This window comes from Streptomyces sp. NPDC002306 (assembly GCF_053593435.1).
Genome location: NZ_JBSFCK010000008.1, coordinates 21,143 through 43,000 on the forward strand (window position 1 = coordinate 21,143; position 21,858 = coordinate 43,000).

Annotated in this window: 22 protein-coding genes; 13 read left to right on the plus strand and 9 right to left on the minus strand. The window is 72.3% G+C overall.

The genetic code is table 11. The features are described from left to right. Nucleotide 1: 1 nt before the first annotated feature. Nucleotides 2–622: a DUF47 domain-containing protein gene (locus tag ACWCQK_RS17645; protein WP_451156058.1), complete on the minus strand. Its 621-nt coding sequence runs from the start codon at nt 620–622 to the stop codon at nt 2–4. Between the two features lie 203 nt (nt 623–825). Between ACWCQK_RS17645 and ACWCQK_RS17650 the strand changes: the two genes are divergently transcribed. Then, the gene (locus ACWCQK_RS17650) at nt 826–1,167 is read left to right on the plus strand and encodes a metal-sensitive transcriptional regulator (protein ID WP_451156059.1); all 342 of its coding nucleotides are present in this window, start codon (nt 826–828) and stop codon (nt 1,165–1,167) included. Nucleotides 1,168–1,258: 91 nt separating this feature from the next. On the opposite strand, the gene ACWCQK_RS17655 is transcribed toward ACWCQK_RS17650, so the two are convergent. Together ACWCQK_RS17655 and ACWCQK_RS17660 are read right to left on the minus strand one after the other, a co-directional pair. After that, nucleotides 1,259–1,435, minus strand: coding sequence for a hypothetical protein (locus ACWCQK_RS17655; protein WP_451156060.1), 177 nt, complete (start codon nt 1,433–1,435; stop codon nt 1,259–1,261). An 82-nt stretch (nt 1,436–1,517) separates the two neighbouring features. Continuing rightward, nucleotides 1,518–2,366: a hypothetical protein gene (locus tag ACWCQK_RS17660; protein WP_451156061.1), complete on the minus strand. Its 849-nt coding sequence runs from the start codon at nt 2,364–2,366 to the stop codon at nt 1,518–1,520. Nucleotides 2,367–2,510: 144 nt separating this feature from the next. Here ACWCQK_RS17660 and ACWCQK_RS17665 point away from each other — a divergent pair, with 144 nt between their 5' ends. After that, entirely contained in the window at nt 2,511–2,684 is a 174-nt protein-coding gene (locus tag ACWCQK_RS17665; protein WP_451156062.1) for a hypothetical protein, read from the plus strand. Between the two features lie 51 nt (nt 2,685–2,735). On the opposite strand, the gene ACWCQK_RS17670 is transcribed toward ACWCQK_RS17665, so the two are convergent. Genes ACWCQK_RS17670 through ACWCQK_RS17680 form a run of 3 tightly spaced genes read right to left on the minus strand, consistent with a single transcriptional unit; the run spans nt 2,736 to nt 6,609 of the window. Further along, complete coding sequence (locus ACWCQK_RS17670; protein WP_451156063.1) at nt 2,736–3,158, minus strand: NUDIX hydrolase; 423 nt, start codon at nt 3,156–3,158, stop codon at nt 2,736–2,738. 21 nt (nt 3,159–3,179) lie between these two features. Beyond that, on the minus strand, nt 3,180–4,286 hold the full coding sequence (locus tag ACWCQK_RS17675) for a CHAD domain-containing protein (RefSeq protein ID WP_451156064.1): 1,107 nt from the start codon (nt 4,284–4,286) through the stop codon (nt 3,180–3,182). Then, the gene (locus ACWCQK_RS17680; protein WP_451156065.1) at nt 4,267–6,609 is read right to left on the minus strand and encodes an RNA degradosome polyphosphate kinase; all 2,343 of its coding nucleotides are present in this window, start codon (nt 6,607–6,609) and stop codon (nt 4,267–4,269) included. The genes ACWCQK_RS17675 and ACWCQK_RS17680 overlap by 20 nt, the downstream gene beginning before the upstream one ends. Before the next feature lie 385 nt (nt 6,610–6,994). On the opposite strand from ACWCQK_RS17680, the gene ACWCQK_RS17685 reads away from it, so the two are divergent. The 6 genes from ACWCQK_RS17685 (at nt 6,995) to ACWCQK_RS17710 (ending at nt 12,000) form a co-directional block, all read left to right on the plus strand. Next, nucleotides 6,995–7,546, plus strand: coding sequence for an RNA polymerase sigma factor (locus ACWCQK_RS17685; protein WP_451156066.1), 552 nt, complete (start codon nt 6,995–6,997; stop codon nt 7,544–7,546). Beyond that, nucleotides 7,543–8,406 carry a zf-HC2 domain-containing protein gene (locus ACWCQK_RS17690; RefSeq protein WP_451156067.1) on the plus strand — a complete coding sequence of 288 codons (864 nt, stop codon included), beginning with the start codon at nt 7,543–7,545 and terminating at the stop codon, nt 8,404–8,406. The genes ACWCQK_RS17685 and ACWCQK_RS17690 overlap by 4 nt, the downstream gene beginning before the upstream one ends. Before the next feature lie 98 nt (nt 8,407–8,504). Beyond that, nucleotides 8,505–8,735, plus strand: a complete 231-nt coding sequence (locus ACWCQK_RS17695) for a hypothetical protein (protein ID WP_451156068.1) — start codon at nt 8,505–8,507, stop codon at nt 8,733–8,735. Between the two features lie 112 nt (nt 8,736–8,847). Beyond that, entirely contained in the window at nt 8,848–9,708 is an 861-nt protein-coding gene (locus ACWCQK_RS17700; RefSeq protein ID WP_451156069.1) for an ABC transporter ATP-binding protein, read from the plus strand. Continuing rightward, nucleotides 9,705–11,267, plus strand: coding sequence for an ABC transporter permease (locus ACWCQK_RS17705; protein ID WP_451156070.1), 1,563 nt, complete (start codon nt 9,705–9,707; stop codon nt 11,265–11,267). The genes ACWCQK_RS17700 and ACWCQK_RS17705 overlap by 4 nt, the downstream gene beginning before the upstream one ends. A 43-nt stretch (nt 11,268–11,310) precedes the next feature. Continuing rightward, nucleotides 11,311–12,000 carry an ABC transporter gene (locus ACWCQK_RS17710; protein ID WP_451156071.1) on the plus strand — a complete coding sequence of 230 codons (690 nt, stop codon included), beginning with the start codon at nt 11,311–11,313 and terminating at the stop codon, nt 11,998–12,000. 187 nt (nt 12,001–12,187) lie between these two features. On the opposite strand, the gene mshD is transcribed toward ACWCQK_RS17710, so the two are convergent. Continuing rightward, nucleotides 12,188–13,114, minus strand: a complete 927-nt coding sequence (gene mshD, locus ACWCQK_RS17715; RefSeq protein ID WP_451156072.1) for a mycothiol synthase — start codon at nt 13,112–13,114, stop codon at nt 12,188–12,190. 201 nt (nt 13,115–13,315) lie between these two features. Between mshD and ACWCQK_RS17720 the strand changes: the two genes are divergently transcribed. The 5 genes from ACWCQK_RS17720 (at nt 13,316) to ACWCQK_RS17740 (ending at nt 19,580) form a co-directional block, all read left to right on the plus strand. Continuing rightward, nucleotides 13,316–15,124, plus strand: a complete 1,809-nt coding sequence (locus ACWCQK_RS17720; RefSeq protein ID WP_451156073.1) for a bifunctional metallophosphatase/5'-nucleotidase — start codon at nt 13,316–13,318, stop codon at nt 15,122–15,124. A 384-nt stretch (nt 15,125–15,508) separates the two neighbouring features. Further along, nucleotides 15,509–15,640: a hypothetical protein gene (locus tag ACWCQK_RS17725; RefSeq protein WP_451156074.1), complete on the plus strand. Its 132-nt coding sequence runs from the start codon at nt 15,509–15,511 to the stop codon at nt 15,638–15,640. 113 nt (nt 15,641–15,753) lie between these two features. Beyond that, nucleotides 15,754–17,517 (plus strand): ABC transporter ATP-binding protein, encoded by a 1,764-nt coding sequence (locus ACWCQK_RS17730; RefSeq protein ID WP_451156075.1) that lies wholly within the window; start codon nt 15,754–15,756, stop codon nt 17,515–17,517. Between the two features lie 171 nt (nt 17,518–17,688). After that, the gene (locus tag ACWCQK_RS17735; RefSeq protein ID WP_451156076.1) at nt 17,689–18,366 is read left to right on the plus strand and encodes an ABC transporter ATP-binding protein; all 678 of its coding nucleotides are present in this window, start codon (nt 17,689–17,691) and stop codon (nt 18,364–18,366) included. Further along, nucleotides 18,363–19,580: an FtsX-like permease family protein gene (locus tag ACWCQK_RS17740; protein ID WP_451156077.1), complete on the plus strand. Its 1,218-nt coding sequence runs from the start codon at nt 18,363–18,365 to the stop codon at nt 19,578–19,580. The genes ACWCQK_RS17735 and ACWCQK_RS17740 overlap by 4 nt, the downstream gene beginning before the upstream one ends. A 29-nt stretch (nt 19,581–19,609) precedes the next feature. Here the strand turns inward: ACWCQK_RS17740 and ACWCQK_RS17745 are convergent, their stop codons facing one another. Together ACWCQK_RS17745 and ACWCQK_RS17750 are read right to left on the minus strand one after the other, a co-directional pair. Beyond that, nucleotides 19,610–21,103, minus strand: coding sequence for a sensor histidine kinase (locus ACWCQK_RS17745; protein WP_451156078.1), 1,494 nt, complete (start codon nt 21,101–21,103; stop codon nt 19,610–19,612). Continuing rightward, entirely contained in the window at nt 21,100–21,834 is a 735-nt protein-coding gene (locus ACWCQK_RS17750; RefSeq protein ID WP_451156079.1) for a response regulator transcription factor, read from the minus strand. Before ACWCQK_RS17750 ends, ACWCQK_RS17745 begins: the two co-directional genes overlap by 4 nt. Nucleotides 21,835–21,858: the final 24 nt, after the last annotated feature.

Here is a 21,858-nt window from a genome sequence, read left to right on the forward strand (position 1 = left end):
CTCAGGACTCCTTGACCGCGATGGTCTCCACCGTGTTGGCGACGTGCTCGAAGGCGTCCGCCGCCTCCTCCAGTACGTCCACGATCTGCTTGAGCTTCAGCACCTCGATCGCGTCGTACTTACCGTTGAAGAGATGGGCCAGCAGCTTGCGGTGGATCTGGTCCGCCTGGTTCTCCAGGCGGTTGACCTCGATCCAGTACTCGGTCAGGTTCTGCATGGTGCGCAGGTTGGGCATGGCCTCCGCGGTCAGGTCCGCGGCCCGCGCCAGCACCTCGATCTGCTGCTCGACACCCTTGGGCAGTTCCTCCACGTTGTAGAGGACGACCAGGTCGACGGCCTCCTCCATGAAGTCCATGATGTCGTCGAGGGACGAGGCGAGCGAGTAGATGTCCTCGCGGTCGAAGGGCGTGATGAACGAGGAGTTCAGTTGATGGAAGATCGCGTGTGTGGCGTCGTCACCGGCGTGTTCCGCGGCCCGCATACGCTCTGCGATCTCGGCCCGAGCGGAAGCGTCCGCCCCGAGCAGTTCCATCAGGAGTTTCGAGCCCGTGACGATGTTGTCCGCGGACGCGGCAAACATGTCATAGAAGCTCGTCTCCCTGGGGGTCAGACGAAAGCGCACGTGGGGTCCTCGGGATGCATCGGTTTCGGTCAGGCTGATGCTAGGCGCATCATCCGGCCACGGCTAATGGGCCGTCCCCCAGTGTCGCCCATCAGGCAGAACGATCATCACGGGGTCCGGCACCCGCCACGGGCAAGGGCCCTATACCCAGCAAAGTTCGTTACCATATACCCACCAGGGGTATCAGTCAGCAGGAGGACGCGATGACGACCACCGAGGCCGGCGCGACGGCGCCCTCCGCGGCAGCCGTGCCGGAAGCGCCCGTGCACGGATACCACAAGCAGAAGGACGAGCACCTCAAGCGACTGCGTCGGATCGAGGGCCAGATCCGGGGTCTGCAACGCATGGTCGACGAGGACGTCTACTGCATCGACATACTCACCCAGGTGTCCGCCTCCACCAAGGCCCTGCAGTCCTTCGCCCTGCAACTCCTGGAGGAGCACCTGCGCCACTGCGTCGCCGACGCCGCCGTCAAGGGCGGTGCCGAGGTCGACGCCAAGGTGGAAGAGGCGACGAAGGCGATCGGGCGGCTGCTGCGCACCTGAGAGGTGCCGCGCGTATGGCCGGTTCTCACCGGCCGAGGATCGCTCACCGGCCCGAGGACCGCTCACCGGCCCGAGGCCCGGCGGCCTGGCCTCAGCGGCCGTAGGCGGCGCGTTCCTCCGCCACCCGCAGCACCTCGTCGATGCTCTCCAGGCTGAGCCGGTCCTCGGCGGCCGACGCCGCGATGATCAGCTCCCCGCACAGTTCGATCTCGGCGAGGGCCACGTGATCCTGAACTGCCGTACCGCCGCCCGGAGCCACGCGCGTCACCTCACCTCTGTCGTCACCGACTTCCTAGAGTAGGGAGCGGCCTACACACCGCGCATGGCACGGACGGGCTAGTCCTCACGCCTCACTCCTCGGCGATCCGCCCCGCGTAGATGTCCCCGGGCGCCGGCAGCCGTACGTCCGCCGGGGCCCCGAAATCGTAGAGCAGCGCCGTCGACGTGACCGCCACGGCGTCCTTCTGCCGCCCGTTGACGAAGCTGAACCGCTGCCGGATCTTGCGGATGCGCCCCTGGTCGTCGAGGTAGACGTCGAACGGCACCTCGGCCGTGGCGAACCCTTTCGCCGCCGCCCGCAGCGGGCCCCGCCCGCCCGCCGAGGCGCGCGCGGCCGCCGCGTTCAGGTCGGCGGTGCCGCGGTAGTGCCGCACGCTGGTCCCCGCGACCTCGGTCCGGCCCAGATAGGTGGCCGCCCGCGTCCCGCGCAGCACCTCGGCGGCGGCATACGGATCGGTGGCGCCGCCCGTCACCAGGTTCCCGTCCGACAGACCCGTCGTCTCGACCCGGACCCACTTGTCGTCCGGCACTCCCGCGCCCCGGTTCTTCATGAACAGGGCACCCGGCGCGAGAAGCTCCGTGATGGGGCGGTGCTCGCTCTGCCCGGCCGGGTCCTGCGGCAGCAGCACCTTCAGCCGCCCGAGCTGCCTGCGGTAGTCGTAGACGCCCTCGCCCCGGATGGTCACGCGGGTGCCGCCGGTGGCCATCTCCATCGACGTGCGGGCCTGCGAACTGCCCGCGTCCACCAGCCGGTCGGCGGCGTGCCGCAGCGTCTCCACGGGATCGCCCGCACCGCGCCCGTCCTCGGCGGCGGCGCCGCTCCAGGAACATCCGGTGGCCCCGACACAGACCCAGGCCACGAGCCCCGCCACGGCGGTCGTGCCCGTCGTCCGGCCGTGCCACCGCTGCCTTGCCGCCATCGCCTGCCTACCCCCAGCCGGTACGTCCGTCACGGGCCGCTCGTCGTTTCGGCTAACGACGGGCGGGTGACGCCGGTCACGCGCGGGCCGGGGTCCCCCGGGCGGCATACGAGCCCTTTACCGAGAGTCGGTAACGTGCTCGGTGTGGCGCAGCATGAGGGGCCGGATCTCGTCAGGGATCTGCCGGGACATCGCACGACGACGACCGAACAGGGGCATTTCTGTGTGGCTCGCTGCTCCTGCGGCTGGCGCGGGCCGGCCCGCCGGGCGCGGAGCATGGCCCGCACGGACGCGGAGGGGCATGTGGCGGGCGGCTGAGCCGTTCTCCTCCCGGGCGGCTGAGCCGCTCTCCTTCCGGGCGGCGCCGGGTCAGGCGGGCCGCACGGTCACCAGCAGATCGTCGACCAGGGTCCGGTCGCGGGGCTGGGTGAGGCGGCCGCGGGCCGCGGTGGGGGAGAGCCACAGGATGCGGTCGACCTCGTGGTTCGGGGCGAACGCGCCGGACACCGCCTCGGCGGCCCAGTAGCGGACCTGCTTCGGGCGGCCGTTGGCGAGATAGCACAGGGTCGGCAGCCGGGCGCCGGGCTCGGCGGAGTACCCCGTCTCCTCGGCGACCTCGCGCAGGGCGCCGGCGAGCGCTTCCTCGCCGCGCTTGAGCTTCCCCTTGGGGTGGGACCAGTCGTCGTACTTCGGCCGGTGGACCAGACAGAGCTCCAGCCCCCCGTCGAACGGGGAGCGGCGCCACAGGACACAGCCGGCCGCCTGGACGGTGCTGTCGTTCGTTTCGGTCACCGGGTCTCAGCCTCCCGCGGGTCAGGACGTCGCGACGGTCTGTTTCTGCCATGCCTGCTGGAAGGCGAACCTCGCCGCTTCCACCTCGTGCCGCTGGTCGGCGTGGAGCACCCCGAGCGCGTACGCCGTCGCCGGGGCGATGCGGGGCGTACGGGCCGCCTGGGCCGCGGCCGCGGCGGCCTCGGAGGCGTCGCGGTGCCGGTTGAGGGCCTGCCCGGCCGCCGGCACGCGCATGTGCGGGGCGGTCTCCTCGCCGTCCTGGGCCAGCACCTCGCGCGCGTAGCGGTACAGACGCAGCAGCAGGCGGACCTGATGCCAGGGGGCGTCCTGGGGGTGCGGGGACGGATCCGGGGAGAGGCCGTGGATCAGAGCCTCCGCGTTGTAGGGGTGGCCGGCCGTGACCAGGGGCAGGGCGGCCACGGCGTCCGTGAGGCGTTCCTCGGCCGCGGCCGCGAGGGGGCGCAGGTCCATGGTCGGGGCGGCCGGGACGAGCGGGACGTCGCTGGCGAGCACGGCGAGCTTGTCCGCGACGGCGTGGAAGCGCGACGAGCCCAGGGCCTGGAGCGCGGTGCTGTGGGCCCGGGTCCGGGCGAGCGTCAGCTGCCGTTCCAGCAGGGCGCCCGCCTTGGCCGCGCCCACCGTGAGGTTGCCGCGGTCCGGCGTCGCCGGGGGCGGGACGGCGGGGCCGGTGGTGCCGGGTACCGCCGCGCCCGCCGGCTGCGCCGGGAACACCGCGGCCCCGGACAGCCGGTGCAGGGCCAGCAACAGCCGCTCCAGCCGGGCCTCGCAGGCGTGCTCCAGTGCCAACGTGCCGGACAGCCACGCCAGTTCGGGGCGGATCTCCTCCGACCAGGCGGAGTCCAGCAGCGGCCGGTAGGTGTGCAGGCTGCCGCTGATACGGCGGGCCGACTGGCGCAGGGCCAGCGCCGCGTCGGCGGATCCCGCCGTGCCGTTGTCGCCCGCTTTCTGCTGTGCCCGGCCGGGGGCGCCGCCGCTGCCGCCGGTCTCCCGGTGCAGGCGCAGGGCGCGCAGGAACTCCGTGGCCTGGGACCGGAGATAGCGTGCGAGGGCGTCCCCCGTCACCGGCCCGGCCGCGGGGTCCGTCGGGTCAAGGTGTTGCTGTGCCACGCCGGCGCCTCCGGGCGTCTATGAGCATCTCCTGGATGTTGCGCAGGGGCTGACCGTCCGCGTCGGTCGCGTGCCGGATCCACTCGCCGTCCGGGCCCAGGTGCCAGGACGAGGTGGAGTCGGACATGCCGGTCTCCAGCAACCGGTTGAGAGACGCGCGGTGGGCCGGGTCGGTGACCCGGACCAGGGCCTCTATTCGGCGGTCGAGGTTGCGGTGCATCATGTCGGCGCTGCCGATCCACACCTCGGGCTCGCCGCCGTTGCCGAAGCCGAACACTCGGGAGTGTTCGAGGAAGCGGCCGAGGATGGAGCGGACCCGGATGTTCTCCGACAGACCCGTGACGCCCGGGCGCACCGCGCAGATGCCGCGGACCCAGATGTCGACCGGCACGCCCGCCTGGGACGCCCGGTAGCAGGCGTCGATGACCGCCTCGTCCACCATCGAGTTGACCTTGATGCGGACGTGGGCGGGCCGGCCGGCCCGGTGGTGCTGGACTTCCTTGTTGATGCGCGCGATCAGCCCGTCCCGCAGGGACTTCGGGGCGACGAGGAGACGGCGGTAGGTCTCACGGCGGGAGTAGCCGGAGAGCCGGTTGAACAGGTCGGAGAGGTCCGCGCCGACCTGCGGGTCCGCCGTCAGCAGGCCCAGGTCCTCGTAGAGGCGGGCCGTCTTCGGGTGGTAGTTGCCGGTGCCGACGTGGCTGTAGCGCCGTAGCGTCTCGCCCTCCTGGCGGACCACCAGGGACAGCTTGCAGTGGGTCTTCAGACCGACCAGGCCGTACACCACGTGGCAGCCGGCCTCCTCCAGCTTGCGCGCCCACTTGATGTTGGCGTGCTCGTCGAAGCGGGCCTTGATCTCGACCAGCACGAGGACCTGCTTGCCGGACTCGGCGGCGTCGATGAGCGCGTCGACGATCGGCGAGTCGCCGGAGGTCCGGTACAGGGTCTGCTTGATGGCGAGGACGTCGGGGTCGCCGGCCGCCTGCTCCAGGAAGGCCTGGACGGAGGTCGAGAAGGAGTCGTAGGGGTGGTGCAGGAGCACGTCCCGGTTGCGCAGCGCCGCGAAGATGTCGGGGGCCGAGGCGGACTCCACCTCGGCGAGGTCGCGGTGGGTGCCGGCGACGAACTTCGGGTACTTCAGCTCGGGCCGGTCCAGGCTGTGGATGCGGAAGAGGCCGGTCAGGTCCAGGGGCCCCGGCAGCGGGTACACCTCGGCCTCACCGATCTTGAGCTCGCGCACCAGGAGGTCGAGCACCTCGCGGTCGATGGACTCCTCGACCTCCAGGCGCACCGGCGGCCCGAAGCGGCGCCGCATGAGCTCCTTCTCCAGGGCCTGGAGGAGGTTCTCGGCGTCGTCCTCCTCGACCTCCAGGTCCTCGTTGCGGGTGAGCCGGAAGGCGTGGCTCTCCAGCACCTCCATGCCCGGGAACAGCTCCTCCAGGTGGGCGGCGATGACGTCCTCGATGGGGACGTACCGGCCGGGGGAGCTCTCCAGGAAGCGGGACAGCAGCGGCGGGACCTTGACGCGGGCGAAGTGCTTGTGGCCGCTGACCGGGTTGCGTACGACGACGGCCAGGTTCAGGGACAGGCCGGAGATGTACGGGAAGGGGTGCGCCGGGTCGACCGCGAGGGGGGTCAGCACCGGGAAGATCTGGTGGCGGAAGAGCGTGAAGAGGCGCGCCTGCTCCTTCTCGGTCAGCTCGCTCCAGCGCACCAGGTGGATGCCCTCCTCCGCCAGGGCGGGGGCGATGTCCTCGTGGTAGCAGGCGGCGTGCCGGGCCATGAGCTCGCGGGAGCGGGCCCAGATCATCTCCAGCACCTCGCGGGGCTGGAGGCCGGAGGCGGAGCGGGTGGCGACCCCGGTGGCGATACGGCGCTTCAGACCGGCCACCCGGACCATGAAGAACTCGTCCAGGTTGCTGGCGAAGATCGCCAGGAAGTTCGCCCGTTCGAGGAGGGGCGTGTTCGGATCCTCGGCGAGTTCGAGGACGCGCTCGTTGAACGCGAGCCAGCTGCGCTCCCGGTCGAGGAACCGGCCCTGCGGCAGCTGCGGCCCGTCGTGCGGCGACTCCTCGTATTCGTCGAGGTCGGCATCGATGTCGGGTTCCAGGTCGGAGACCGCGGCCGCCACGGTGTGCGGGCGGTGCGCGGCTATGGAGCCCACGGAGGGCTGCGCGTGCTGGACCTGTGCCTGGGCGTTTGGCTGGCTCATGGACCCATTCTTCCGCGCCAGCAGCATGACAGGCGCGTCGGAGCGTGCGGGCGGGAGCGCGGCGGCGGCGCCCTCGGGGGGCGGCGAAGGCTCAGGCACGACGGGGTTCATTGGCTGAGCGTCGCAAGTTCGTCTGAACCGTTGGTTACGGAGACATGGCGTGCGGGATATCGGGGCGCGGCTCCCGGGCGTCCGCGCCAGGGCCCGCCGTGTCCCGGGCGGCCGGGTCGGGCGGTGTCCGCAAGCAATGATTCCGGACTCGTCGGGCCGCATGGGCCAGAAGTGCGACGAGAGGGGGAGGGACGGGGTCGACTTGTGACTGTTCGTGACCATTTCGGGTTTGTTGGAAGTCGATTTCCGCATGTCGGATACCGGCTTCCGCCGCCGACCTGCCGGGTTGTCCCGATCGGGCCGTGCCGATCGGTCCCGGTCGATGATCCGAAAAGTCGGCGGCGATCCTGTGAACCGAACGGGAGGGCTCGTCCGATGAGGAGACGTGAGCGAAACGAGAAGCGACGGGGAGCTGCTGCGTGCCATCGCGGCGGACGCGGACCGGCGCGCCTTCGAGGAGCTGTACCGGCGGTACGCGCCGTGGCTGGGCGCCCGGCTGCGCGGCCGGTGCGCCGACGCCGGGATCGTCGACGACGTCGTACAGGAAACGTTTCTCGCGGTGTGGCGGGGGACCGCCCGCTACCGCGAGGACGGGTACTCCGCGGATGCCGCGGGGTGGCTGTGGCGCATCGGGTCACGGCGTCTCGTCGACGTGCTGCGCGGCGACGGGGCACGCGGGCGGCTGCGGCAGACGCTGGCACGGCTGCGGCACCGGGACGAGGTCTCGGCGGAGGAACGCGTGCTCGCGGGGGTGGAGCACGGGGACCTCGCGGGGGCCCTGGTACGGCTCTCGCCCGAGCTGCGGGCCGTCCTCCAGGCGACGGTCGTCGACGGACTCACCACCAGGGAGGCGGCCGTGCTGCTCGGCATCCCGCCCGGCACGGTCAAGACGCGGGCCCTGCGCGCCCGCAAGCAACTGCGGGAGGCGCTGGCATGAGTACGACCTGGCATGTGCCGGAGGAGGATCTGCGGGCCTACCTCCAGGGCGAGTTGGCGGCGCCCCGGCTGTGGTCCGCCGACACGCACCTGGCGGCCTGCGCCGACTGCCGCGCCCGGCTCGCGCGGGCCGACGACCCCGTCGCGCTGGACGCCGGCTGGGAACGGCTCGACGCCGAACTGGACGCGCCCGAGCGCGGGTTCGTCGAGTGGGTGCTCGTCCGCGTCGGCGTCGCCGACCACACGGCGCGGCTGCTCACCGCCACGCCCGTGCTGCGCCGCTCCTGGCTCGGGGCGGTCGTCGCGGTCCTGCTGATGACGGTGCTCGCCGCCCACACGGTCCAGTCCGGGCAGTCGCCCAAACTCTTCCTCGCCCTGGCACCGCTGCTGCCGCTCGCCGGGGTCGCGCTGTCCTACGGGCCCGCGCTCGACCCGACGTACGAGATGGCCGTCGTCTCGCCGCTGCACGGCTTCCGGCTGCTGCTGATCCGTACGGTCGCCGTCCTGGCGGTCGGCCTCGGCCTCAACGGCCTCGCCACCCTCGCCCTCCCCGGCTACGGGCTGCGCGCGCTGGCCTGGCTGCTGCCCGCCCTCGCGCTCACCGCGACGGGGCTGGCCCTGACGCCCCGGCTGGGCCCGGTCCTGGGCCCCGGCCTGGTCGGCGGCGCGTGGATCGGCCTCCTCGTCGCGGCGAGCGCCGGCACCGAGGGGACCCTCGCGCCGTTCACCGCGGCCGGCCAGGCGGTGGCGGGCGCGGTCGCCGCGCTCGCCGTCGGACTGCTGTACGCGGCCCGCGACCGGTTCGACTCGTCGTCGGCCCGGGTGCTGTTCGGGGGCTCCACGGACGGACGTGCGCTGTGACGGACTCCCGTCCCGCGACGCCGGACTCCCGTCCCGCGATGCAGGACTCCCTTGCTGCGATGCCGGACTTCCCTTCCACGAAGGACGCCTCTTCCCCGATGACGAACTCGTCTCCCGCGATGGCGGGACGCCCTCCCGTGACGACCGACTCCTCTCCCGCGATGACGCCCGGCGCGCGGCGCCGCAAGCGGCTCGTGCTGCTGCTCAAGGCGGCCGCGTTCGCGGCGGCGGCGGTCGCCGTGTGCGTCGCCGAACTCCTGCGCCTCGTCGTCACCACCCCGACGTCCCACCGCTCCGGCAACGGCGGCGCAGACGGGGGCGACGGATGAACCCCGTGGCGGTGCCCCGCCCCCGGCCGATCCGGTCCGGCCTCCCCCGTCTTTCCCTCCTCTCCGATCCCTCTCCGATCCCTCCCTCCCGTCCCTCCCGAAGGAGCGCTCCATGACGCCCACCGTCTCCGCCTCCGGGCTGACCCTCCGCTACGGCGGGACCGCGGCCCTCGACGAGGTCTCCCTGCGGCTGACCGAGGGGGTCACCGGACTGCTCGGACCCAACGGCGCCGGCAAGACCACCCTGTTGCGGGTGCTCGCCACCGCCGTGCCCGCCGACCGGGGCGCCTTCACCGTCCTCGGGCACGACCCGGGCACCGCGGCCGGACGGCTGAACGTGCGCCGCGCCCTGGGATACCTGCCGCAGACTCCCGGGTTCCACCCGGACTTCACCGCTTTCGCGTTCGTCGACTACGTCGCGATCCTCAAGGAGATGACCGACCGCGGCGCCCGGCACCGCGAGGTACGGCGGGTGCTCGACGCCGTCGACCTGTCCGACGTACGCGGCAAGCGCATTAAGCGGCTGTCCGGCGGAATGCGGCAGCGCGTCGCCCTCGCCGCCGCCCTCGTCGGCGACCCCGGCTTCCTCGTCCTCGACGAGCCGACCGTCGGCCTGGACCCCGAGCAGCGCATGCGGTTCCGCGAGCTGATCGCCCAGTCGGGCGAGGGCCGGACGGTCCTGCTGTCCACCCACCAGACCGAGGACGTGGCGATGCTCTGCCACCGTGTGATCGTCATGACCGACGGGCGGGTCCGTTTCGAGGGCACCCCCGCCGAGCTCACCGCCCAGGCGGCCGGCCGGGTCTGGAGCAGCGCCGAGCGCGACCCGGGGGCACGGGCCGGGTGGCGTACGGGACTCGGCACCTTCCGCAACGTCGGCGACCCGCCCGAGGGCGCCGACCTCCTCGAACCGACCCTGGAGGACGGCTACCTGCTCACCCTCGACGGCCGGCCCGCGGAGGCCGCCGTATGAGCGCCACCGACGTCATGGCGACGGCCCCCACGGCCGTCGAACCCGCCCCCGCCCCCCGGCGCACGGCGGCCGTCCTCGCCCTCGCCCGCTTCGAGGCCCGCGAACTCCTCCAGTACATAGCGGTGTTCGTCTTCTTCTCCCTGTACGTCGGCTACACGGTCTGGCAGATGTTCTCGGGCCGGGAGGGCATGGACGCCTATCCGGTCCTCCAGGACGTCGACCGCGGTACGCAGACCGGGCCGATGCTCGTCGCCGTCGCGCTGCTCGTCTGCGTCAACCGGGCCGCGCTGCGCTCCGGCCGCAACGGCACCGACCGGCACGACGCCGTCCTGCCCGTCGAACTCTGGCGCCGCACCGTCGCGCACGCCCTGTCCGTCGTGCCCTACGCGGCGCTCACCGCGCTCGTCGTGGCCTTCGAGTTCACCTGGGCGGCGCTCAAGCCGGGCGCGACCGGTCACGGCTCCTTCGCCGAACTGGCCGTGGGCCCGCTCACCGTGCTGCTGTCCGGCACCGTCGGCGTCCTGCTCGCCCGCCTGATCCCGTCCTCCTTCGCCGCCCCGCTCGTCGTGGCCGGCGGCTACGTCCTGTTCATGCTCGTGTCGGTGCGGGTCGGCGACGCGCGGTGGCTGCGTGAGCTGTGGCCGGTCGTCACCGAGACCGGCGCCGCCCCCTACCCGTCCGGGCTGATCGGCCGCCCGGCCGCCTGGCACGCGCTGTACCTGGCGGGACTCGTCCTGCTGGTGCTCAGCGCCGCCGTGTTGCTGAGCGGCGGGCGCACCCGGCTGATCCGGGTGACGGCCGTCGCCGCCCTCGCCGTCACCGTCGCGGGGGCCGTGGGGCAGGCCCCCGGCGACCCGGCCGCGCTGAAGGCCGCCCGCGCCGAGGCGTCCGTCCACCCGGAGCGCGTTCAGAAGTGCGTCGCGCACGGCACCTCGACGTACTGCGCCTTCCCCGAGTGGACCGGCCTCACCGCGGACTGGGCCGCCACGGCCGACCGGGTGCGCAGCCTCGCGGGGGGCGCCGCGGGGAGCACGCGGCTGACCGTACGGCAGCGCGTCGAGGCCCGTTACGGCCTCGAGGGGTCCGGCGCGATCGAGCCGCTCACGGCACCCGGCGAGGTCACCGTCACCACCGCCTGGGGCGGCAACCGGATCCCCCAGTTCGAGGTCGCCGTCGCCTCCGTGCTGGTGGCGGGCGACGAGACGGCGGGTGGCGCGGTGTGCGACTCCCGGGTCGTGACGATCATGTGGTTGGCACTGGGCGCGGAGTCCGACCCGGTGTCCGCGTTGCGTCACGTCCGCCTCGACGACACGGTCACGGGCTCCGCGATCGCGCTGAGCCCCACGGGCGCCGTGTCCATGAGCGCCGGACAGACCGAGGTCGTACGGCAGTTGCTCCAGCAGCCGCGCTACGGCGTCACCGCCAAGGTCAAGGCCCACTGGACGGAGCTGACCTCGCCGAAGACCCCGCTCACCCGCGTCGCGGAACTGCTGGACGTGAACGCGCCGAAGAACGCGGAGACGGAGGGCGGGACGAGTGACGAGTCGTGTGGCGGCTAGCCAGGACCACCCCGGAAGCGGAACGGAGACGAAGGAGTACGCCGTGGGGCGCGCCCTGCTGAGCCCCCTCTGGCGCACCCTGCCCTGGCCGGCCCTCGCCGCGGCCGGCGGTCTCGGACTCCTGCTGGCCGGGATCCCGCGTCTGCTGTCCGGGCCGGCCGACCCGTGGCTGTGCCTCAACCTGCTGCGGGCCGCCGCGCTCTGCCTCGGCCTGGGCCTGGCGTTCCTGCTGGACGACCCGGCCCGGCACACCACCGCTCCGGTGCCGGTACGCCGTCCGGTGCGCAGCGCGCTGCGGCTGGCGCTCACCGCTCCGGTGGTTGCCCTGTGGTGGACGGCCGCGCTGCTGCTGGTACCGGGTCCGGCGCGGCCCCCGGTGGGCGCCGTCACCCTGGAGGCGGCCGCCTGCGGCATGTTCGCCCTGGCGGCCGCCGCGGCCCGGGTCCGGTTCACGGACGAGCCCCGGCCGGGCACCGGCGTCGCCGTCGGCCTGCTGCTCGGCGGAGTCACCGTACCGACGCTGCTGCTCCCCGAGCGCTGGGCGCTGCTGGTGTCGGTGGGCGACAAGCACTGGGGGGACGCGCACGAACGCTGGGCCCTGCTGCTGGCGCTGGCGACAGTGGTCGCCGTCCTGTGCACCCCGGAACCACTGCGCCGCGGGCTCGCCGCCCGGCGCGGACGCGGGAGCGGCCACCGGCGCCTGTCGGCGGAGGCCGGCCCGTCCGGCGTCTGAGGACACGGCCGCTCAGGCCGGCAGCGGGGCCGGGCGGCGGGGGCCCGGTGGCGGGGGTCCGGCGGCGGCGGGAAGCCGGGGCCGACAGCCGGGGTCCGGCGGCGGCAGCGGGAAGCCGGGGTCCGGTGGGGCAGCGGGTCTGAGGCCGGCAGCGGGGGCCCGGTGGCGGCGGCCTCCGGGCCCCCGCTCACGTCTCCGTGCGGTACATCAGATCCGTCTCGTGGGTGCGGAACCCCAGCCGCTCGTACACGGACACCGCCGCCTTGTTGTCGGCGTCGACGTACAGCATCGCCGTGGTCAGCGCCTGCGCCGCGAGATGCCGCAGCCCGACCGTGGTGAGCGCCTTCCCGAGCCCGCCGCCCTGCGCGCCGGGCGCGACCCCGAGAACGTAGACCTCGCCGAGTCGCTCCTCGGCGTGGACCTTCGTCCAGTGGAAGCCGATCAGCCGGTCCCCGCGGAAGGCCAGGAAGAACCCGGCGGGATCGAACCAGGCCTCGGCCTCGCGGTCGTCGAGGTCGCGCTGGGTGAGGGACCCCTGTTCGGGGTGGTGGGCGAACGCCGCGGAGTTCACGGCCAGCCAGGCCGCGTCGTCGGCGCCGGGCTCGAAGGTCCGCATCGTCACCCCCTCGGGAAGGGCCGGCTCGGACAGTTCGAAGTCGGTCAACGACCGGCGCATCTGGCGCAGTTCACGGAACAGGGTGAGACCGAGGACCTGGGCCAGGTGCCGGGCGGCGGAGTGCCCGCCGTGCGCCCACACCCGCAGCCGCTTGCCCGAGGCGGCGAGCAGTGCGGAACCCAGCGCCCGCCCGTGCCCGTGGCCACGGTGTGCGGGGTGCACGACCATCTCGGCGGCCGGCGCCTCCACCGGGTCGGTGTCCTCCAGCTGCGCGTAGCCGACCAGTTCGTCGCCCACGGACAGCAGCAGGTGGGAGACCCCTTCGCGGGCACCGCCGCGCAGTTGCAGCCGGCCCTGTTCGGACACCGCCTGCTGGCCGTCGTTCAGCGCGGCCTCGGCGAGCAGGGCGAGCACGGATTCGGTCTGTTCCGGAGAGAGCGCGGAGTGGGTCCCGATGGAACGGGCGCCGGGCAGCCGTGCGGTGTCGTCGCTGGTCATGCGTACGAGGGTAAGGGGAGGACGCGGCAAAGTGGCGGCAAAGTGCGACAAGTGGAAAGGTCAAGGGAAACCAGGATGTAACCCCGAACCCCCTGTCGCGCTACGCGCGTTGACCCTAGGCTGCGCCGGACGGGCCACATCCTCAGCAGACCCACTGGGCCGTGACGGCCCCGGGGACGCACACCAGCCTCAGGGGGGCGTATGTCAGCCATATCTCAGCCGGACCCCAGCCGCAGACGCCGTACGTACCGGCTTCTCGCGACCGCCGCCGGTCTCGCCACCGTCGGCGCACTGGCCGCCGCGCTTCCGGCGGACGCGCACGAGCGGGGCGGGCACGGCCACCACCCGCACCCGAGCCGCTACCAGGACGTCCAGCTGCTCTCCTTCAACGACCTGCACGGCAACCTCGAACCGCCGTCGGGCTCCTCCGGGCGCGTCACCGAGATACAGGCCGACGGCACGACGAAGACGATCGACGCGGGCGGTGTGGAGTACCTCGCGACGCATCTGCGCCAGGCCCGCAAGGGCAACGCGTACTCGATCACCGCGGCCGGCGGCGACATGGTGGGCGCCTCGCCGCTGATCTCGGGCCTGTTCCACGACGAGCCCACCATCGAGGCGCTGAACAAGCTCGACCTGGACGTCACGTCCGTCGGCAACCACGAGTTCGACGAGGGGGCCAAGGAACTGGCCCGCCTCCAGAACGGCGGCTGCCACCCGACGGCCGGCTGCTACACGGACAAGAAGTTCCGGGGCGCCGACTTCCCGTACCTCGCGGCCAACGTCCTCGACGAGAAGACCGGCAAGCCGATCCTCAAGCCGTACACGGTGTGGAAGAAGAACGGCGTCAAGATCGGGTTCATCGGCGTGACCCTGGAGGGCACTCCGGGGATCGTCTCCGCCGAGGGCGTCAAGGGCCTGAAGTTCAAGGACGAGGTCGAGACGATCGACAAGTACGCCAAGGTGCTGGAGAAGCAGGGCGTCAAGTCGATCGTCGCGCTGATCCACGAGGGCGGACTGCCCGCCTCGGGCTCGTACAACTACAACTGCGACTCGCCGGGCGCGGGTGACGGCGTCTCCGGACCGATCGTCGACATCGCCAAGAACATCACGCCGAAGGTCGACGCGCTGGTCACCGGCCACACCCACGCGGCGTACGTGTGCACGATCCCCGACCCGGCCGGCAAGCCGCGCATGGTCACCTCGGCCGCGTCCTTCGGCCGTCTCTACACGGACACCACGCTGACGTACGACCGCTTCACCGGCGACATCGCCCGGACGTCGGTCAAGTCCGCGAACCACGTGGTCACCCGGGACGTCGCCAAGGCACCCGACCTGACCCAGCTGATCGCCCGGTGGAACACCCTGGCCGCGCCCGTCGGCAACCGCGCGGTCGGCTACATCTCCGCCGACGTCGCCAGCACCGGCACCGAGTCCCCGATGGGCGACCTGATCGCGGACGCGCAGCTCGCGTACGGCAAGAAGCTGGACCCGGAGACCGACCTCGCGCTGATGAACCCGGGCGGCGTCCGCGCCGGTCTCACCTACGCGGCCAAGGGCGCCGAGGGTGACGGCGTGGTGACCTACGCCGAGGGCTTCACGGTGCAGCCGTTCTCGAACACCGTGAACCTCCAGGACTTCACCGGCGCCCAGGTCGTCCAGGCGCTCAAGGAGCAGGTGAGCGGCGCGAACGCGGCCGCGCCGAAGATCCTTCAGCCCTCGTCGGGCCTGACGTACACGCTGGACCTGACGAAGACCGGCGCCGACCGTGTGGTCACCGACTCCATCCGGCTGAACGGCGCGGCCATCGACCCGGCGGCCACCTACCGCGTCGCGACCAACAGCTTCCTCGCGGGCGGCGGCGACGGCTTCACCACGCTGGGCCAGGGCACGGGTGACGTCGTCGGCACCGACGACCTGGCCGCACTGGTGGAGTACCTGACGGCCAACTCCTCGGCCGGGAACCCGATCGCGCCGCCGGCGGCCGACCGGATCACGATCGTGCAGTAGACCTGCCGGCGGAGCCCACGGGGCCCGGGACGTACGCGCGGCGTACGTCCCGGGCCCTTTGTCGTGCCCGTAATAAATTCCAGGTGAATACGACTTCGGTTCCCGGCGCTGCCTGAAAATGGCCTCAGGCGCATTTCATCAAGGTCTCAGAGGATTCGGTGCTTTGCTCGTTTTCGGTGTCGTAGTGTTTTCCATGTCGAGAACGAACGGCGTGAGCGGCACATCGCAGACAGTTTCTCGACATCCAGCCGAAGTGATGCCGAAGTAATGCCGAAGTTGATACCGGAATTGATGCCAAGGTCGATACCGAAGCAATTCAGAGGTATCCAGAGGAAATCCAAAGGCAATTGCGAAAGAGGCAATTGCGGCAGAGAGGAAAACCCCATGAGCTTCCACAAGATCGCCCCGGTGAAGAAGACCCGCAAGCCCGTCGCCCCGGCCCCGAAGCGCGCGGCCGTGAAGCCCGCCCCGAAGAAGACCGCCCCGAAGCGCCGTCCGGTCGGGCACCAGGGCTGAGGCACGCCACGAGGCGGGGTCACCGGACGCGCACGACGCGTACCGGGGCCCCGCCTCGGCCATGTCCGCACCACGGAAGGCCATGCCCGCACCACGGAAAGGGAACTGCCGACATGAGGGACGCCCGCGAGGCCTTCCGCCGCTTCTGGCCGCTGACCCGCGGCGACCGCGGGAGGCTGCTGGTGATCATCGGGTGCGTGGTGGTGGCCGCGCTCACCGAGACCGCCGCCATCCTGCTCTTCGCCCGGCTCACCGACGACGCCCTCCGGGCCGGCTCGCTCTCCGCCTTCTGGGGTCCGGCCGGAGCCTGGCTGGCCGTGGCCGTGCTCGGCGCGCTGGTCAGCTACCTCGGCAACTCGCTCGCCACCTGGACGGCGGAGCGGTTCGTCCTGCGCCTGCGCGCGAACGCCTTCCGCCATCTCCAGGACCTGCCGCCACACTTCTTCCAGCGGCACCGGCAGGGCGACCTGCTGGAACGCCTGACCGGAGACGTGGAGGCGATCGAGGAACTGGTCGTCTCCGGTGTGGTCGGCACGGTCTCCGCGGCCTTCTCGGCGGTCTTCTACGCGGCGGCCGCGCTGTGGCTCCGCTGGGACCTGGCGCTGGCCACCTTCGTCCTGGCCCCCCTCTTCCTGTTCGCCGCCCGCCGCTTCTCCGGCCGGATCAAGCAGACCTCGCGGGACGAGCGGGCCGCCGACGGCGCGATCACCTCGGTCGTCGAGGAGTCGCTCGGCAACATCGTCCTGACCCAGGCCTACAACCGCCGGCGCGACGAGGAACGCCGGCTGGACCGGGAGGCCCGTGCCTGGATGCGGGCCAGTGTGCGCGGGGCGCGGCTGAGCGAGAGGTACGAGCAGTTCGTCGAGGTCGTCGAGACCCTCTGCGTCCTCGCGGTGATCGGCCTGGGCGTCTGGGAGATCTCCGCGGACCGGATGACCCTGGGCGACCTCCTGGCCTTCGCCGCCTTCCTCGGCTACCTGTACCCGCCGGTCCGCAGCCTCGGCCGGCTCGGCCTCACCGTCACCGCCGCCACGGCCGGCGCCGAGCGCATCGGCGAGATCCTCGACGCCGAACCCGCCGTCACCGACCCCGCCCACCCGCTGCCCGCGTGGCCCGTCCGCGGCTGGATCGCCTTCCACGACGTCTCCTTCACCTACCCCGGCGCCCCCCGCCCCTCCCTGCGGAACGTCACCTTCGGCGCGGGCCCGGGGGAGTTGATCCTGGTCACCGGCGCGAGCGGCGCGGGAAAGTCGACCCTGTCCAAGCTCCTCATCCGCTTCTACGACCCCTCCTCGGGCGTGATCAGCCTGGACGGCGCCCCGTTGACGGACGTACCCCTGGAGTTCCTGCGCGAGAACGTGACGCTGCTGCCCCAGGAGACACTCGTCCTCAACGGCACGATCCGCGAGAACATCGCGTGCGGGCGGCCCGGCGCCACGGACACCGAGATCGCCCACGCGGCCCGCTCCGCCGCTGCCCACGACTTCGTCACCGCCCTGCCCGACGGCTACGACACCCACATCGCCCCCGGCACGGCGGCCCTCTCCGGCGGCCAGCTCCAACGCGTCGCCATCGCCCGCGCGATGCTCCGCGCCGCCCCGGTCCTGGTCCTGGACGAACCGACGGCGGGCCTCGACTCGCTCGCCGCCCGCCAGGTGGTCCCGTCGCTGCGCCGTCTGATGTCCGGCCGCACCACCATCATGATCACCCACGACCTGAGCCTGGCCCCCGACGCCGACCGGATCCTCGTCCTGGACGACGGCCACCTGGTGGAATCCGGCACCCACACCGAACTGACCGCCCACGCCGGCACCTACGCCCGCCTCGCGGCCCCCTGGGCCCGGCCCGCACCGGCCACACCGGCACGGAACGGCTGAACCGAATCTTCGAACCGCCTTACGTCAGCCACGCTCAGAACCGTGCCCCTCGAAGCGGCACATTCAAGGGTTGATCACTCTTCACGGTGATCGGCGGGTGCGGGTCCGGGACCGACGCCGGTAGGAAGGGGCGAGCGCGGCGACGGAGCATCGACAGTGAGGGGGAGCGCGGTGGGGGAACTGTTGCGGGCGGAGGGTGTGGGCAAGGCCTACGCCCTGCGCGGGAGGAGGGTCGACGTCCTGCGGGACATCGACCTCACGGTGCGCGGAGGCGAGGTCACGGCGCTGGTCGGGCAGTCGGGTTCCGGGAAGTCCACCCTGTTGCACATCCTCGGGCTGCTGGCGGCACCGGACCGCGGCCGGGTGTTCGTCGCCGGGGCCGACACCTCGGGGCTCGGCGACGGCGGCCTCGCGGACCTGCGCCGCGACAGACTCGGGTTCGTCTTCCAGTCGTACAACCTGCTGCCCCAGCACCCGGCGCTGCGCAACGTACTCCTGCCGTACGTCGGCCGCCGCGCCGAAGGGGAGGAGCGGGCCCGTGCGCTGCTCGCCCGGGTCGGGCTCGCCGAGCGGGCCGAGCATCTGCCCGGCGAGCTCTCCGGTGGGGAACAGCAGCGGGTCGCGCTGGCGCGGGCGCTGGTCAACGACCCGCCGGTGGTGCTGGCCGACGAGCCCACCGGCAACCTCGACGAGGCGAGCGAAGAAGTGCTGCTCGGTCTGTTCCGGGAACTGGCGGACGAGGGACGGGCCGTCGTGCTCGTGACCCACAGCCCGGCGGTGTCGCGGACGGCGGACGTGGTGCACCGGCTGGCGACGGGAGCACTGGTGACGGAGGGGAGCGCCGCGTGAACCTCTTCCCGCTGGCCCTGGCCAACGTCCGTGCCCTGCGCCGTCGTCTGTACGGCCTGGTCGCGCTGGTCTCCGTCGCCGGTGCCGTCTGTCTCGGTGCGCTGGGCATCGCCGACCGGGCGCAGGGCGCCAGCGACACGGGGGTCGCGCAGAGCGCCGCCAACCGCAGCATCACCGTGGACCGGCCCGACGGCCGCCCCGGCACACCCCAGTTGACGGACCGTACGCAGGAGCGGCTAGCGCGGCTGCCGCATGTCGCGTCGGTGCAGCACCGGGCACAGGTGTCGCTCGGTGTGTCGACCGAGTCGGGCGAGGTGGCGCTGCTGTACGCGACGACCCACCGTCCCGCGCTCGACCCGCCGGTGACCAAGTCGGTCCGCGCCCGGCTCTTCCCGCTCCGGCCGGGCGAGATCGTGGCCCCGGCGACCGCCCAGGGCGTCGACCTGAGCGAGCAGGTGGGCCGGGAGATCGAGATCGAGAGGACACGTTACGTACGGCCCGGAGAAGGCACCGGGGTCACCGGACACGCCCGCCTCGTCGGCGTCTACGACCCGACCTGGCAGCTGGACGGCCCGGATGCCGCGTACGCGGCCGACTCGGCGGTGGTCACCTGGGCGGCCGAGCGTGCCGGGGAACCGTCGGACCGCTATCTCGGCACGGTCGGCTTCGACCAGCTGACCGTGGTCGCGGACAGCGCGACGGACGTGCCGGCGGTGATGAAGTCCGTACAGAAGCTGGGCTATCCGGCCGTCACCCTGCGCCAGCAGTTGGACGCGCTGCCGTCGGTGCTGGAGCTGATCAGAGTGAGCGGACGGCTGCTGCTCGGTGTGCTCGGCGTCCTCGCCTTCGTCGGCGCGGTCACGGTGACGGGTGCGCTCTCACGGCAACGCGCGCAGGAGATCGGTCTCCTCAAGGCGGTCGGATTCCGCACCAGGGCGGTCCTGGCCATGCTGGTCACGGAGATGGCCCTGGCCGGTGCGGCCGCCGCGCTGATCGGCACGGTCCTCGGCGCGCTGCTCGGCGGCATCGGCGCGGCACTGCTGCGCACCAGCACCGACCTCGCGCCCTACGCCACGGACCGGGTGCCGCTGCCGACGGCGGGCACCGTACTGACCCTGCTCGGTCTGACCGTCCTGGTGGTGACGACGGGCGCCCTGGCACCGGCCCGCCGCGCGGCACGGATGTCCCCGACGGACGCGATGAAGGACTGGTGAGGCCGCGCGGGCGGTCGCCGCGGGCGTCGCTAAGGCAGTTCCGGAGGTGGGGTTTTTGAGCCCGGTAGGCGGACTGTCGCCACGGTGCCGCCGCCTGTGGCGTGGGTCAGGGTGACCTCGCCGCCCGCCTGCTGCACCGTGCGGGCGACGATCGACAGGCCCAGTCCCGAGCCCGGCAGGGCGCGTGCGCTCGGGGAGCGCCAGAAGCGGTCGAAGACGTGCGGGAGTTCGTCGGCGGGGATGCCGGGGCCGTGGTCGCGGACCGTCAGGACGCCGTTGCTGAGGCGTACCTCGATCGTGCCGGCCTCCGGGCTGAACTTCACCGCGTTGTCGAGGATGTTGACCACGGCCCGCTCCAGCGCCGACGGTTCCGCGCGCACGAACCAGGGATCGATGGCCGAGGTGATCTTCAGCTCCGGGCCGCGCAGCCGGGCGCGGTCCAGGGCGGCCTCGACGGTCTCCTCCAGCGAGATCACCTGGATGCGTTCGCCTCGCTGGCCCTCCGAGCGGGACAGCTCCTGGAGGTCGCCGATCAGCGACGCCAGTTCCGTCATCTGGGCCTTCACCGAGGCCAGCAGGGCCCTGCGGTCCGCCTCCGGGAGGGGGCGGCCGGTCTCCTCGCTGCGGGTGAGGAGCTCGATGTTGGTGCGCAGGGAGGTGAGGGGCGTACGCAGCTCGTGGCCGGCGTCCGCGATGAGCTGCTGCTGGAGCTCGCGGGAGTTGGCCAGGGAGGACGTCATCGAGTTGAAGGAGCGGGAGAGCCGGGCGATCTCGTCCTCGCTGTCGTCCTCCACCGGGATGCGGATGCTCAGGTCGTCCGTGCGGGCCACGTGCTCGACCGCCTCGGTGAGCTTGTCGACGGGACGCAGACCCGCGCGGGCGACGGCCAGGCCGGCCGCGCCGGCCCCGATGACCCCGATGCCGGAGACCAGGAGAAGGATCAGGGCGAGGTCGTTGAGGGTGGACTGGGTGCTCTTGAGCGGGATCGCGATGAGGAGGGCGGTGTCGGGGTACAGCTGCGGCGGGCTGTTCGGGCCGAGGGTGACGGCCAGCGGGACGGTGAGCACGCGTACGGCGTTGCCGTCGGTGTCCGTCCCGTTGCGGATGATTCCGCTGCGGACGAACCCCTCGGCGCTGTTCGCCTCCTTGATCACGTCCTTGTCGGCGGCGGTGACCTTGACGGTGCCCGCCGAGGTCGCGGAGACACAGGGCGTGCCGTCGGCCTTGACGAGCTGGATGTAGTTGTTCCGCGTCCGCAGGCCGCTGATGTCGGTCTGGTCGCTCTCGTCGCTCTGGTCGGTCTTCTGCGGACAGGCGGCGAGGAGTTCCTCGACCTGGCTGTTGCGCTGCGGCTGCGACATCTTCCTGAGGTCGTCGTTCACCTGCTCGTACAGCTTCCCCTGCACGATGAACCAGCAGGTCACCGAGACCGCCGCCACCGCGAACGCCACCGCCGCCGCGACCAGCATCGACAGCCGTGCCCGCATGGGCAGCGTACGGATCCGGCGGCCGACCTTGCTCACTCCGCGCCGCCCTGACGCAGCACGTAGCCCACTCCGCGCACCGTGTGCACGAGGCGCGGCTCGCCGCCCGCCTCCGTCTTGCGGCGGAGGTACATGACGTAGACGTCGAGGGAGTTGGAGGAGGGCTCGAAGTCGAAGCCCCATACGGACTTGAGGATCTGCTCCCGGGTGAGGACCTGGCGCGGGTGCGCCAGGAACATCTCCAGCAGCGTGAACTCCGTGCGGGTCAGCTCCACGGCCCGGCCGGCCCGGGTCACGTCCCGCGTCGTGAGATCCATGCGCAGGTCGGCGAAGGTGAGTGCCTCGTCGGCCTGGTCCGCGCCCGCCACCGGCGCCGCGTACGAGCTGCGCCGCAGCAGCGCCCTGACCCGGGCGAACAGCTCGTCCAGCTCGAACGGCTTGACCAGGTAGTCGTCGGCGCCCGCGTCGAGCCCGGTGACCCGGTCGCCGACCGTGTCGCGGGCCGTCAGCATCAGGATGGGTGTGGTGTCGCCGACGCCGCGGATACGGCGGGCGGCGGTCAGGCCGTCCATGCGCGGCATCTGGATGTCGAGCACGACCAGGTCGGGCCGGTACGCGGTCGCCTTCTCCAGGGCGTCGGCTCCGTCCACGGCGACCTCCGTTCCGTATCCCTCGAAGGCGAGGCTGCGCTGGAGTGCTTCGCGCACCGCCGGCTCGTCGTCGACGATCAGGATGCGCTGGGTGTCACGGTCGCCTTCGGCGGGGCTCATGGCGTGGTTCCTCGGTTGCGGTGG